This window comes from Serratia sp. Res13-Sevr-LER1-36-b, from assembly GCF_015673035.1.
GTDB lineage: Bacteria > Pseudomonadota > Gammaproteobacteria > Enterobacterales > Enterobacteriaceae > Chania > Chania fonticola_C.
In genome coordinates, this window is record NZ_JADACK010000017.1 from 230,953 (window position 1) to 243,556 (window position 12,604).

General features: G+C 54.2%; 12 protein-coding genes and 2 tRNA genes. 6 read left to right on the forward strand and 8 right to left on the reverse strand.

The genetic code is table 11. The features are described from left to right. Nucleotides 1-19: 19 nt before the first annotated feature. The gene (gene sppA / locus IMQ33_RS11080) at nt 20-1,873 is read right to left on the reverse strand and encodes a signal peptide peptidase SppA (protein WP_196062443.1); all 1,854 of its coding nucleotides are present in this window, start codon (nt 1,871-1,873) and stop codon (nt 20-22) included. A 193-nt stretch (nt 1,874-2,066) separates the two neighbouring features. Here sppA and IMQ33_RS11085 point away from each other — a divergent pair, with 193 nt between their 5' ends. The 5 genes from IMQ33_RS11085 (at nt 2,067) to IMQ33_RS11105 (ending at nt 7,155) form a co-directional block, all read left to right on the forward strand. Further along, complete coding sequence (locus IMQ33_RS11085) at nt 2,067-2,618, forward strand: NAD(P)H nitroreductase (protein ID WP_098930929.1); 552 nt, start codon at nt 2,067-2,069, stop codon at nt 2,616-2,618. A gap of 172 nt (nt 2,619-2,790) precedes the next feature. Next, the gene (gene selD / locus IMQ33_RS11090; protein ID WP_021806611.1) at nt 2,791-3,834 is read left to right on the forward strand and encodes a selenide, water dikinase SelD; all 1,044 of its coding nucleotides are present in this window, start codon (nt 2,791-2,793) and stop codon (nt 3,832-3,834) included. Further along, nucleotides 3,834-4,952: a tRNA 2-selenouridine(34) synthase MnmH gene (mnmH, locus tag IMQ33_RS11095; RefSeq protein ID WP_196062442.1), complete on the forward strand. Its 1,119-nt coding sequence runs from the start codon at nt 3,834-3,836 to the stop codon at nt 4,950-4,952. Before selD ends, mnmH begins: the two co-directional genes overlap by 1 nt. After that, on the forward strand, nt 4,952-6,868 hold the full coding sequence (locus tag IMQ33_RS11100; protein ID WP_196062441.1) for a DNA topoisomerase III: 1,917 nt from the start codon (nt 4,952-4,954) through the stop codon (nt 6,866-6,868). Before mnmH ends, IMQ33_RS11100 begins: the two co-directional genes overlap by 1 nt. 5 nt (nt 6,869-6,873) lie before the next feature. Further along, complete coding sequence (locus tag IMQ33_RS11105) at nt 6,874-7,155, forward strand: DUF1496 domain-containing protein (protein ID WP_024528782.1); 282 nt, start codon at nt 6,874-6,876, stop codon at nt 7,153-7,155. 72 nt (nt 7,156-7,227) lie between these two features. On the opposite strand, the gene IMQ33_RS11110 is transcribed toward IMQ33_RS11105, so the two are convergent. The 7 genes from IMQ33_RS11110 to IMQ33_RS11140 form a co-directional block, all read right to left on the reverse strand. Beyond that, nucleotides 7,228-7,647, reverse strand: a complete 420-nt coding sequence (locus tag IMQ33_RS11110) for a pyrimidine (deoxy)nucleoside triphosphate diphosphatase (protein WP_065685681.1) — start codon at nt 7,645-7,647, stop codon at nt 7,228-7,230. 44 nt (nt 7,648-7,691) lie between these two features. Continuing rightward, nucleotides 7,692-8,495, reverse strand: a complete 804-nt coding sequence (xthA, locus tag IMQ33_RS11115) for an exodeoxyribonuclease III (RefSeq protein ID WP_065685682.1) — start codon at nt 8,493-8,495, stop codon at nt 7,692-7,694. Nucleotides 8,496-8,596: 101 nt separating this feature from the next. Next, nucleotides 8,597-9,169, reverse strand: a complete 573-nt coding sequence (locus tag IMQ33_RS11120; RefSeq protein WP_196062440.1) for a TIGR00730 family Rossman fold protein — start codon at nt 9,167-9,169, stop codon at nt 8,597-8,599. 410 nt (nt 9,170-9,579) lie between these two features. Further along, a tRNA-Tyr gene (locus tag IMQ33_RS11125) sits at nt 9,580-9,664 on the reverse strand. Nucleotides 9,665-9,890: 226 nt separating this feature from the next. Next, a tRNA-Tyr gene (locus IMQ33_RS11130) sits at nt 9,891-9,975 on the reverse strand. Nucleotides 9,976-10,187: 212 nt separating this feature from the next. Then, a complete protein-coding gene (gene purU / locus IMQ33_RS11135) occupies nt 10,188-11,036 on the reverse strand; it encodes a formyltetrahydrofolate deformylase (RefSeq protein ID WP_021181219.1) in 849 nt (282 codons plus the stop codon). A 37-nt stretch (nt 11,037-11,073) separates the two neighbouring features. Further along, entirely contained in the window at nt 11,074-11,532 is a 459-nt protein-coding gene (locus tag IMQ33_RS11140; protein WP_196062439.1) for a YchJ family protein, read from the reverse strand. Between the two features lie 146 nt (nt 11,533-11,678). Between IMQ33_RS11140 and rssA the strand changes: the two genes are divergently transcribed. Next, nucleotides 11,679-12,590, forward strand: coding sequence for a patatin-like phospholipase RssA (gene rssA, locus IMQ33_RS11145; protein ID WP_024486672.1), 912 nt, complete (start codon nt 11,679-11,681; stop codon nt 12,588-12,590). Nucleotides 12,591-12,604 lie beyond the last annotated feature (14 nt).

Genomic DNA, 12,604 nt, shown 5'->3' on the forward strand with positions numbered 1-12,604 from the left:
CGGGCTAGAGATTTATTTGTTAACGGACCTCTCCGCAAGTCAGGCATATGGCATAACGATGCTGCGGATCGTTCAGGTTATTAAACAGGCCAGGCTGCTCTTTCACCGCCAGCGCCACCGATGCCAACGGGGCGGGCAGCATTGACTGGATCGCCGCAGGCAGCATAGCGTGGATAGAAACGCCAAACTGGCTGAGCAGCATATCCGTCATGCTAGGAGCATCGATAAACCAGTTGAGTTGCCACTGTGGCAGCTTGGCCAGCTCTGCCGCTTTCTTCACGGCGTCGTCAAAGTCGCCCAGTTGGTCGATCAGGCCATTTTTCTTGGCGTCGCTACCGATCCAGACATGACCCTGAGCAATTTGATCGACCTGCTCCGGCGTCATTTTCCGGGCGGTTGCCACCAGGTCGATGAAGTTCTTGTAACCGTTCTCGATGTTCAACTGCATCATCTGCGAGAACTCTGGCGGCAGTGCTTTCGTCACTGCCAGATCGGCCAGTGGTGATGTCGCGACGCCGTCGGTGTGTACCCCAACGCTATCCAGCGTGTTCTCATAGGTGTTGATCACGCCGAAGATACCAATGGAGCCAGTAAGGGTACTCGGGCTGGCAATAATGTAATCTGCTGGTGTCGACACCCAGTAACCGCCAGACGCAGCCATTCCGCCCATGGAAACCACCACCGGCTTACCTGCGGCGCGAACCGCGGCCAGCTCGGAGCGGATCACTTCTGAAGCGCTGACGCTACCGCCAGGGCTATTGACGCGCAGAATGACGGCTTTGATTTTCGGATCCAGACGTGCCTGACGCAGTTGTGAGGCAGTGGTGTCGCCACCGACCGATCCTGGCGTCTGTGGGCCATCCATGATCGCGCCATTGACGAAAATAACGGCGATCTCACCACCCTGATCCGGTGACGGTTGCGGCTGGTAATCGTAGATGCTGACCGCATTGAAGTCATTGCTCTGCTTGTCCCAACCGAAGGTTTTCACCAACTGTGTTTCTATCGTAGTGCGAGAGGCCAGTTCATCGACCAATTTGCTGTTCAGGGCGAATTGCGCGGTGTCGCCACCCGCTGCCTTTAAGCCACTGAGAATATCTGCTGCGCCTGGGAACAACTGATCTGGCGTGAGTTGACGGTTAGCCGCCACCGTATCCAGATAGTTTTGCCACAGCCCGCCGACCCAGCGGCTATCGGCTTCCCGCGCTGCCGGTGACATATCGTCACGGATCAGCGGTTCTACGGCAGATTTATAGGTGCCCACGCGGAAAATATTGGTGGTGACCTTCAGCTTTTCCAACAGGGATTTGTAGTAAAGGTTGTTGGTGGCAAAACCATGCAGATCGACGGCACCCTGAGGTGACAGGTAGATCTTGTTGGCATAGCTGGCCAGGTAGTATTGCGTCTGGTTATAGCTGTCGCCGATGGCATAGATCGGTTTACCGCTGTCGCGGAACTCGCGCAGTGCCTTACCGATGTATTGCAGGGACGGCTGATCTGCCCCGGCAAAATCATTCAGCTGCAACACCATGCCGGTGATGTTTTTATCATCTTTGGCTTTGCGAATGGTATCCACCAGGTCAAACAGTGAGTTTTCCTGCAGACGGTTGCTGGAGGCACCCAACAGTTCGCGGCCCCACTGACGAACCCGGTTGTTCACCGAAGGTTGATCGACCACCACGCCGCTGAGATCGACCAGCAGTGCACCATGCGGGGTTGCTACCGAAGAGTTGCCTTGGAGTGAGAGATAAATACCGACCCCGACCAGGATCAAGAAAATCAGGAACAAGTTCAGGATAAGTTCCCTGACAAAATTCAGCAGACGCCACGTCCATCTGAAAATGCCTGCAATAATTCGCCCCAATGTGCGCATGTGCTCTCCAACAAGAGTCTAGAATGTTCCGCTATCCTAATGAGCGGCCGAAGAAATGTCAGCTTTAAATCACCTGCCATTTACCCCCATGCAGCTTGAATGGCACCGGGTATAGACAGTATTACAGAGGCTGTAACTCTATGTAGAGCTATGTTAACGTGATTTAAACGAAAATTGTTATCAGGAGTTAATGATGGATGCACTGGATCTTTTACTGAATCGCCGTTCTGCGTCACGCCTGACCGCCCCGGCACCCGCAGGTGAAGTGCGTCAGAATATCATCAACGCCGGGCTGCGCGCGCCGGATCACGGGACGTTACAGCCGTGGCGTTTTATCCTGATCGAGGATCAGGGTCTGCAACGTTTCAGTGAATTACTGCAAGCGGCTGCCAGACACGATGAGCTAGATGAGAGTGCGGTAGAAAAGGCCAAACAGGCACCTTTTCGTGCGCCACTGATTATCACGGTGGTTGCCCATTGCAGTGAAAATCCGAAAGTGCCGCGTTGGGAGCAAGTTGTCTCTGCCGGTTGCGCGGTGCAGGCGATGCAAATGGCCGCCTTGGCGCAAGGCTTTAATGGCATCTGGCGCAGCGGTGCCTGGACAGAGCATCCTCTGGTGCGCGAAGCCTTCGCCTGCCGCGAGCAGGACGAGATTGTCGGTTTCCTCTATCTGGGCACACCGCAGTTAAAAGGTTCCACTAAAGTGGTCGCTCCGGACAGTACGCCTTTCGTCCGCTACTTCTGATCCGCCATGCGGGAACTCGCTTGAGAATGCGCGAAAACCCGCAGTTTTGTACTGTTTCTGAGCAGGTCGCACGCATAATGCCAACCTGCTCTTATCAATCCCCTCGGCAAGCGCTACCCTATATCCCATTGTGATATCCTTACGTTCGTTTGTTACCCAGAGGGAGTGGACTATGACATCGCCGGCCATTCGTTTGACCCAGTACAGCCACGGCGCTGGCTGCGGCTGTAAAATCTCACCCAAAGTGCTTGAAACGATACTGCACAGCGAGCAGGAAAAGTTTATCGATCCCCATCTGCTGGTGGGTAATGAAACGCGTGATGATGCCGCGGTGTATGACATCGGTAACGGCGTGGGCATTATCAGCACCACCGATTTCTTTATGCCGATCGTCGACGATCCGTTTGATTTTGGCCGTATTGCGGCAGCCAACGCCATCAGCGACGTGTATGCCATGGGCGGTAAACCGATCATGGCCATCGCTATTCTCGGCTGGCCGATTGCCAAGTTGCCCGCAGAGGTTGCCCAACAGGTGATCGACGGTGGCCGCTATGCTTGCCAGCAGGCGGGGATTGCATTGGCGGGGGGCCATTCTATTGATGCCCCAGAACCGATTTTTGGCTTGGCCGTGACCGGCATCGTCAAAACCGAGCTGGTGAAGAAAAACAGTGCAGCGCAGGCAGGTACCAAGTTATTCCTGACCAAACCGCTAGGCATTGGCGTACTGACCACCGCAGAGAAGAAAAGCAAACTGCTGGCCGAACATCAAGGCTTGGCTACTGAGGTCATGTGCCAGTTGAACAAGCCTGGGGCGGACTTTGCCGAAGTTGCTGGCGTCACGGCGATGACCGATGTTACCGGCTTTGGCCTGCTTGGCCACCTTAGCGAGATGTGCCAGGGTTCCGATCTTCAGGCAACCGTATGGTTCGAATGCGTGCCGAAACTGCCGGATGTGGAACGTTACATCAGCGAAGGCTGTGTGCCGGGAGGTACCGGGCGTAACTTTGAAAGCTATGGTCACCTGGTGGGGGCCATGAGCGATCTGCAACGTCAATTGCTGTGCGATCCGCAAACCTCCGGCGGTTTGCTGCTGGCGGTCTTGCCGGAAGCTGAAGCCGAAGTGCAGGCGATAGCGGCCCGACATGGCATCACGCTGAACGCGATTGGTGAACTGCAGGCCGCACAGGCGGGTAAACCACTGATCGAGGTTGTCTAGTGTCAACGGTGCAGACTCGACAGGATACGCAAGACTACCAGCGCCTTTTTCTACAGGATGTGCCGCTGATTGACGTGCGCGCGCCGATAGAGTTTACGCAGGGGGCATTCCCCTGTTCAGTTAACCTGCCGCTGATGAACGACAGTGAACGTCAGGCGGTGGGCACCTGCTACAAGCAGCATGGTCAACAAGCTGCAATCGCTCTTGGGCACAGTCTGGTCAACGGTAAACTGCGTGAGCAGCGCACGCAGGCTTGGATCGAGCAGTGTGTCCGGCAGCCGGAAGGTTATATCTACTGTTTCCGCGGTGGTCTACGTTCGCAATTAGTGCAACAGTGGCTGCGAGAGACGGGTGTTGACTACCCACGCGTGATTGGCGGCTACAAGGCACTGCGCAATTTTTTGCTCGGTGCGCTTGAGGCCGCCGCTGTGTTGCCTATGCTGATCGTTGGCGGTAATACCGGCTGCGGCAAGACGCTGCTGATTAATGAATTGGCGGCAGGTATCGATCTGGAAGGGATCGCCCATCATCGTGGCTCCTCCTTTGGCCGTACGCTGGTGAAACAGTCCAGCCAAATTGATTTTGAGAATCAGCTGGCAACGTGCATGTTGAAGAAACAGCACGGCGGTTGCCGCCATTGGGTGTTGGAAGATGAAAGTCGGATCATCGGTTCGAATAATCTACCCTTAGGGCTGTTCAATGGTATGCAACAGGCAGCCTTGGTGGTGATTGACGATCCGTTCGACGTGCGCGTGGCACGGCTGCAAGATGAGTACATCGACCGGATGCGCATTGCCTTTGAGCAAGCCTATGGCGAGCAAGACGGCTGGCGGCAATATGATGAATATCTGCATCATGGCCTGTTTGCCATCCGCCGCCGCCTGGGGCTGGAACTGTTCCAGCAGTTGACGTTGCGTCTGGAATCGGCGCTGCAAGTGCAACGGCTCAGTGGCCAAAGCGAAGCGCATCAGCAATGGCTGGTGCCGCTGTTGCAGCACTATTACGACCCGATGTATCGCTATCAACTAGAGAAGAAAACCCAACGTGTGATCTTTCGCGGTAATTACGCGCAAGTCAGAGAGTTCCTGATGACGTATAGCCAGAATAACGGTGAATAATGCGACTGTTTATAGCCGAAAAACCGAGTTTGGCCCGCGCCATTGCTGATGTATTACCCAAGCCCCATCGTCGGGGGGATGGTTTTATCGCCTGTGGCAGCAACGACGTGGTGACCTGGTGCGTTGGGCATCTGTTAGAACAGGCCCAGCCGGATGCTTACGACAGCCGTTACGCGCGCTGGTCGCTGGCTGACTTGCCGATAATTCCACAGAAGTGGCTGTTGCAGCCGCGCCCTTCGGTCAGCAAGCAGCTGAACGCGATCAAAAAGCTGTTGGCAGAGGCTGACGAAGTGATCCACGCAGGTGACCCGGATCGGGAAGGGCAGTTGCTGGTGGATGAGGTGCTGGATTATCTGGCACTGACGCAGGATAAACGCCAGAACGTGCGGCGTTGTCTGATTAACGATCTTAACCCACAGGCGGTGGAGCGAGCGGTACAGCGTCTGCGTGATAACCGTGACTTTATCCCGCTGTGCGTTTCCGCGTTAGCGCGTGCGCGTGCCGACTGGCTTTACGGCATCAACATGACTCGGGCTTATACGCTGCTAGGGCGTAACGCGGGCTACGACGGCGTGTTGTCGGTGGGGCGGGTACAGACGCCGGTGTTGGGGCTGGTGGTGCGGCGCGATGAAGAGATCGAAAACTTCGTCTCGAAAGACTTCTTTGAGGTGAAGGCGCATATTGTCACGCCGAAGGAAGAGCGCTTTGTCGCCCTGTGGCAGCCGAGCGAATCCTGCGAACCTTACCAGGATGAGGAAGGGCGCTTACTGCACCGGCCATTGGCCGAACACGTGGTTAAACGCATCGAGGGCGCACCGGCGCTGGTCACCTCGTATAATGATAAACGGGAATCAGATACCGCTCCGCTGCCGTTTTCCCTTTCCACGCTGCAGATTGAAGCGTCGAAACGCTTTAACCTCAGCGCCCAACAGGTGTTGGACGTTTGCCAACGGCTGTATGAAACCCACAAGTTGATCACCTACCCGCGTTCTGACTGCCGTTATCTGCCAGAGGAACACTTTGCCGGACGCCATGCGGTGTTGAATGCCATCAGCGTACATCAACCGGATCTCTATCCACAGCCGATTATCGATAGCGAGCGCCGTAACCGCTGTTGGGACGATAAGAAGGTCGATGCTCACCACGCGATTATTCCTACGGCGCGTGCCAGCAAGGCTAGCCTGAGCCAGGATGAACTGAACGTTTACGGTTTGGTGGCCCGACAGTATCTGATGCAGTTTTGCCCGGATGCGATGTTCCGCAAGTGCGTTATTGAGCTGGATATCGCAGGCGGCAAGTTTATCGCCAAGGCGCGTTTCCTGGCCGAAGCGGGCTGGCGCACCCTGCTGGGAAGTAAAGAACGGGATGAGGAAAACGAAGGTGCACCGCTGCCTGTTGTTGCCAAAGACGATGAGTTGCTTTGTGAGCGTGGCGAAGTGGTTGAACGCCAGACTCAACCCCCACGGCCCTTTACCGATGCCAGCCTGTTATCGGCTATGACCGGGATTGCGCGGTTTGTGCAGGATAAAGCGCTAAAGAAAATCCTGCGAGCGACCGATGGTTTAGGGACAGAGGCAACGCGCGCAGGCATTATCGAGCTGCTCTTCAAGCGGGCGTTTCTCTACAAGAAAGGGCGCTATATTCATTCCAGCGAAACCGGGCGGGCACTGATCCATTCATTGCCGGACCTGGCGGCACGCCCTGATATGACGGCGCAGTGGGAGTCTACGTTGACGCAAATCAGCGAAAAATCCTGCCGTTATCAGGACTTTATGCAACCGCTGGAGGGCACACTGCAACAGCTGATCTATCAGGCTAAGCAGAGCCGGGCCAGTATAGCGTTTCGTGGCTTGTCGCCTGCACCGTCAGCCGGGGCCAAAAAGCGTAAAAAAAGTGCCGGTAAGGCACGGGAGTAAAGTGAATGAGCCGCATACCCTTGTTGATTGGTTGTTTGGCACTGTTTTCCACTGGCGTATTGGCCAATCGCGGCAATGTCGATGTCGTCGTGCCGGTTTCCCCTGAAATATGGGGTACCGCACGTACCACGACAACGCCGCCGCCCTGCAACCGTTGCTGCATTTATCAGAATCAAAACTATTCTGAAGGTGCGCTGCTGAAAGTGGGCGACGAGATGATGCAGTGCGCGCGCGACCCTAACGTCACGGGCACCAATCCGTTAATCTGGATCCGCCTCAAGCGGTGATTTTAACTGCCTGATTTCTGTACTCACCTTAACCGTGCTGACAATTGATTTCAATTCCTGACAACGGCGCTATTACAGCGCCCTCTTACTGTGGGAGAGGGGCGGGGTGAAGCGGATATAGCTTTCCAACAGGGGAATATCGGCGGGGGCTAGCGGGTAATCTCTGGCTTGCTCGGGCGTCACCCAAGCAAATGCGCTATGGCAATGTAGCTGCAATTCCCCGCTGAAGGAGACAACCTGCCAAGCATGTAGCCGAATAATCCTCTCCTTTTGCGGCCACTGATTGCTAGCCACAAAACTCCCCACTTTGGCGATAATGCCCAACTCTTCTCTCAATTCACGGGCGAGCGCCTGGGGCTGGCTCTCAGCCATTTCGACCTTCCCGCCGGGAAACTCCCATAGGCCAGCTTGATCGCTGCTGCTATCGCGTTGAGCTAGCAGGATCTTGCCGTCTTGTTCGATAATGGCGGCAACGACATCAATGATTTTCATAGCTTGGATTCAATGTTGCCCCGACGTGCATCGGGGCAGGGAGATTACAGTGCGAATTCGGCCCAGACGGGAGCATGGTCTGAAGGCTTCTCCATGGCACGGATCTGATAATCAATGCCGGTGGCGGTACAGCGCGCAGCCAATGAGGTGTTAGCCAGCAGCAGATCGATGCGCAGACCACGGTTTTCATCAAAACCGCGCGAACGATAGTCAAACCACGAGAACTCATCGTTACGCTCAGGGTTGGCATGACGGTAGGTATCTACCAGACCCCAGTCCAGCAGGCGGCCCATCCATTCACGCTCTTCCGGCAGGAAGGAGCATTTGCCAGTGCGCAACCAACGTTTGCGGCTCTCTTCACCAATACCGATGTCCAGATCGCTTGGGCTGATGTTCATATCGCCCATGATCAATACCTGCGACTCTGCCGGCAGTTGTTGCAGATAATTTTGCAGATCTTGATAAAAGCGGGTTTTGGCTGGGAATTTGATAGGGTGGTCGCGGCTTTCTCCTTGCGGGAAGTAACCATTAATCACCGTCAATGTACCTTGTGGTGTCGCCAGGTCGGCCATGATGATACGACGCTGTGCATCTTCTTCATCAGTAGGAAAACCGCGGCGTACGGCAAGAGGTTCATCTTTAGTCAGCAACGCCACGCCGTAATGGCCTTTCTGCCCATGATAGAACACGTGATAGCCGTGTTGGCTAACGTCTTCCAGCGGGAACATATCGTCGTGAACTTTGGTTTCCTGCAGGCCGATCACATCCGGCTGATGCTGCTCGATAATTGCTGCCAGTTGATGCGGACGTGCACGCAGTCCATTGATATTAAAAGAAACAAACTTCATGAGCGCTGCCGTTTTATCCGAAAAAATGTGTTCAGATAGTAGCAGAGTTTGGCCGAAAATGTAACGCGGACCAGCGGCGGTTTGCCGCTGGTAGCCAGGGATTATTTCGCCCAGCGGTCGTAATTCTGCGGCTGATAGTCATCAAACAGCTGGATTAAGGCTGCCGGAGAATCGCTGATATGCAAGGTCTTGAGATAATCATGCCGCATAAAGCCTTGATCGGCGACATGCTGTAAAAACTGGCTTAGCGGGTGGTAAAAACCGTTAACATCCAGCAGTCCGACCGGCTTGCTGTGGTAACCGATCTGCCCCCAGGTCCAGATTTCGAACAGCTCTTCCAGCGTACCGATGCCGCCAGGCAGGGCAATAAAGCCGTCGGCCAGTTCGGCCATCCGCGCCTTACGGGTGTGCATGTCGGGGACGATTTCCAACTCGGTCAGGCCACGGTGCGCCGTTTCGGCCTCGACCAGCCGTTGGGGAATGATGCCTATTGCTTCACCACCGGCCTCTAGTACCGCGTCTGCTACCACACCCATTAATCCTTTTTTACCACCGCCATACACCAGACGCCGCCCTTGGGTGGCAAGCAGATGACCTAGTTGGCGGGCATGTTCGATATAGGCTGGATTATTGCCCTCGCTGGCACCACAAAAGATACAAATGTTGTTACGCATGACTTTCCCTTGCTGCTTTTAACGAAGCCAGTGGTATAGCGAATTGTGGGATTTAGTTCAAGGGGAATTGGTATTGCGATGGAGCTGGGAAGGATGACTTCTTACAGTCGAAACTCGTTGTCTGAGTAAGGGTGTTTTATACCGCGACACCCAAGCTTGAAGCTGGTGGGAGTCATTGCAGGTTAGCCAACCGTTGAGCGCATGGATGCGCGATTTCGGCGGTGCATGGGAGTGAAATGATGATTTTAAGTGTGGGAGGTATATAAAGAGATGGTGGTGGGGAGGATGACCGCGCAAGCGCGTTGTCCACTGTGTGGACTCGAACCTTGGTCGAAGCTTCTCATCCTTCCCAATTCGGTGGCGCATGAGAGTGAAGTGATGATTTTAAGTGCGGGATGTATATAAAGAGATGGTGGTGGGGGAAGGATTCGAACCTTCGAAGTCTGTGACGGCAGATTTACAGTCTGCTCCCTTTGGCCGCTCGGGAACCCCACCATGGTATTCATGGTTGCTAATTTTAAACAGAAAGTTGGCAAAGTCTTTCTGGTAGTGCTGATTCATCCATCTCTTTGGCCACGGTTACGGTGGTGGTGAGAAGGATTACCGCGCAAGCGCGTTGTCCACTGCGTGGACTCGAACCTTGGTCGAAGCTTCTCATCTTTCCCCCTCAGTGCTAAATGAAACTCATAACTACATTTCATTTTAGTGGTCGAGGAGAAGATGGTGGTGGGGGAAGGATTCGAACCTTCGAAGTCTGTGACGGCAGATTTACAGTCTGCTCCCTTTGGCCGCTCGGGAACCCCACCATGATGCTCATGGTTCACTACTATTTACTGGGAATCGGCTAGATCCCTCGATACTACGTAATTGCTTGCGAAACATCTGTCTCGGTAAGCGGGGCGCATCATATCAAATGAAGCGCTTGTGTAAAGCATTGAAATGCAGAAAATGAATTGTTTGTCGCTTTTTTATTCTCAGCGGTGCTTCCGTGAACGAAAGACACCGCTTTGTTAACCAATTACAGGATCACCGTGCGGTTACCGTAGACGAACACGCGTTGCGCCAGCACACGATACAGTGCGCGGCTAAGTACGTTTTTCTCCACGTCACGCCCGGCACGCATCATATCTTCTGCAGAATAAGTGTGATCGACATGAATAACGTCTTGCATAATGATTGGGCCTTCATCCAGGCTGTCGTTCACGTAGTGCGCCGTTGCCCCGATGATCTTCACGCCACGCTCATAAGCTTGGTGATAAGGGCGTGCACCGATAAAGGCTGGCAAGAACGAATGGTGAATATTGATCACCTGGTTCGGGTAATGCTGAACGAAAGCCGGGGTGAGTACACGCATATACTTGGCCAAGACCACGTAATCCGGTTGGTATTGGTCGATCTGAGCGATCATCTGTTGATCATGCTGTTCACGCGTCAGGCCCTCGTGGCTGACCAGATGGAACGGAATGTCAAAACGTTCAACCAGCGTCTGCAACGTGGTGTGGTTGCCAATGACGGCGGCAATCTCAACGTCCAGGCCGCCATAGGCGCTTTTCATCAGCAGATCGCCCAGGCAGTGGGCTTCTTTGGTGACCAGCACCACAATACGGCGGCGGCCTGCACTGTGCAGTTCGCGCTCCGAACCCTCTGGTAACGCGCCGTCCAGATCGGCCAACAGCGTCGTGTCATTGAAGATCCCTTCCAGCTCGGTACGCATAAAGAAACGACCGGTGAGGTGATCGACAAACTCATTGTTCTGCACAATGTTCAATTCGTGCTTGTAACAAATATTGGTGATCTTGGCGATCAGTCCTTTGGCATCGGGGCAGATGGTGCGTAAAATTTTTCTTTGTACGTTTTGCTGTGGCATGAGTGTGTCGATTCCGTCTGATTCTGAACCCGCAGGCTTATTGCCCGCAGCACTTTTTATATTTTTTGCCTGAACCGCAGGGGCAAACGGCATTCCTGCCCGGTTGAGGTTTGGTTCCGTCGATATAGTACCAGCGTTGTTCAAGGCGAAGGAAGCGGGAACGCTCATGCATGGCACTCTCGCATTCCCCATCGCGCGATCGGGCGATGAATTCCACAAACCCCTCATCAGCGCTATTGCCAGCGGTTTCCGCTACCACCGTCAGCCCAAGCCATTCGGTATCGCCAAAGCTGCTGCTGATGGCGCTGCGCCACTCTTCGGGGTTGCAGTCTGGGTGCCAGGTCGCAATAAGATAATCCACATCCCGTTTTACATAGGCGGAATATCTAGAACGCATTAATATGCCCGGTGACATAGCGTATTGAGTACCTGTTATATAGGGCGCACAGCAAACGCTGTAGTCCTGCCCGCTGCCGCAGGGGCATAGCTCAGTCAAAATAACGCCTCTCAGTGGTTAGCTCGCGCGATGTATAGCCACGGCTAAAATGAATTTAACGCATATGTTACCTAACATCATTCGTTGATGACAATGTACCCTGCGATTGAGTTGAGTGAATTCACCGAGCAAAGGATAGGCGAAGCATGCGGAAAGTAAAAATCGGATTGGCATTAGGGGCCGGTGCCGCCAAGGGGTGGGCGCATATCGGCGTGATTAACGCACTGCGTAAGCTGGGTATCGAAGCCGATATTGTTGCAGGATGTTCCGTGGGAGCACTGGTTGGGGCGGCGTTTGCCAGCCATCGGTTGCCAGCGATGGAGAAGTGGGTACGCTCATTCAGCTACTGGGACGTGATCCGGCTGATGGATCTCTCCTGGCAGCGCGGTGGGTTATTACGCGGCGAACGCGTATTTAACGTCGTTGGCCAAATACTGAAAATTAACGACTTTACCGACTGCTCATTGAAATTCGGTGCGGTGACCACCAACCTCAGTACCGGCCGTGAGCTGTGGATGACCAAAGGGGATATCCATCAGGCCATTCGTGCTTCCTGCAGCATGCCGGGCTTGTTGGCCCCGGTCTGGTTTGACGGATATTGGTTGGTGGATGGCGCCTTGGTCAACCCGGTTCCAATTTCATTGGCCAGGGCGATGGGGGCAGACATCGTGATTGCCGTGGATTTGCAACATGATGCGCACCTGATGCAGCAGGATCTCTTTTCGGTACGTAATGACGCTGGCGAGCAGAGTGAAACAAGCATTAGCGATGCCAATAACTGGCGCGACCGCCTGCGGGAACGCATGAATAAAATGATGCTGAAAAAAACTACCTTCACCCCCACGGCTATGGAGATCATGAGCACCTCGATTCAGATGCTGGAGAATCGGGTGAAGCGAACCCGTATGGCCAGTGATCCGCCGGATGTGCTGATCCAGCCGTATTGCCCACAGATATCTACCCTGGATTTCCATCGCGCCAGCGAGGCGATAGAGGCGGGCCGCTTGGCAGTCGAAAAACAGATAGATGTTTTGGCACCATTGATAAAAAATAAATGATTACCATTTGTTAG

Excerpts from the sequence above, each read along its gene's own strand:
- purU (WP_021181219.1), bottom strand. The coding sequence starts at position 11,036 with ATGCCACAGCAAAACGTACAAAGAAAAATTTTACGCACCATCTGCCCC.
- IMQ33_RS11085 (WP_098930929.1), top strand. The coding sequence starts at position 2,067 with ATGGATGCACTGGATCTTTTACTGAATCGCCGTTCTGCGTCACGCCTG.
- IMQ33_RS11100 (WP_196062441.1), top strand. The coding sequence starts at position 4,952 with ATGCGACTGTTTATAGCCGAAAAACCGAGTTTGGCCCGCGCCATTGCT.
- IMQ33_RS11105 (WP_024528782.1), top strand. The coding sequence starts at position 6,874 with ATGAGCCGCATACCCTTGTTGATTGGTTGTTTGGCACTGTTTTCCACT.
- selD (WP_021806611.1), top strand. The coding sequence starts at position 2,791 with ATGACATCGCCGGCCATTCGTTTGACCCAGTACAGCCACGGCGCTGGC.
- IMQ33_RS11120 (WP_196062440.1), bottom strand. The coding sequence starts at position 9,169 with ATGCGTAACAACATTTGTATCTTTTGTGGTGCCAGCGAGGGCAATAAT.
- sppA (WP_196062443.1), bottom strand. The coding sequence starts at position 1,873 with ATGCGCACATTGGGGCGAATTATTGCAGGCATTTTCAGATGGACGTGG.
- IMQ33_RS11110 (WP_065685681.1), bottom strand. The coding sequence starts at position 7,647 with ATGAAAATCATTGATGTCGTTGCCGCCATTATCGAACAAGACGGCAAG.
- rssA (WP_024486672.1), top strand. The coding sequence starts at position 11,679 with ATGCGGAAAGTAAAAATCGGATTGGCATTAGGGGCCGGTGCCGCCAAG.
- xthA (WP_065685682.1), bottom strand. The coding sequence starts at position 8,495 with ATGAAGTTTGTTTCTTTTAATATCAATGGACTGCGTGCACGTCCGCAT.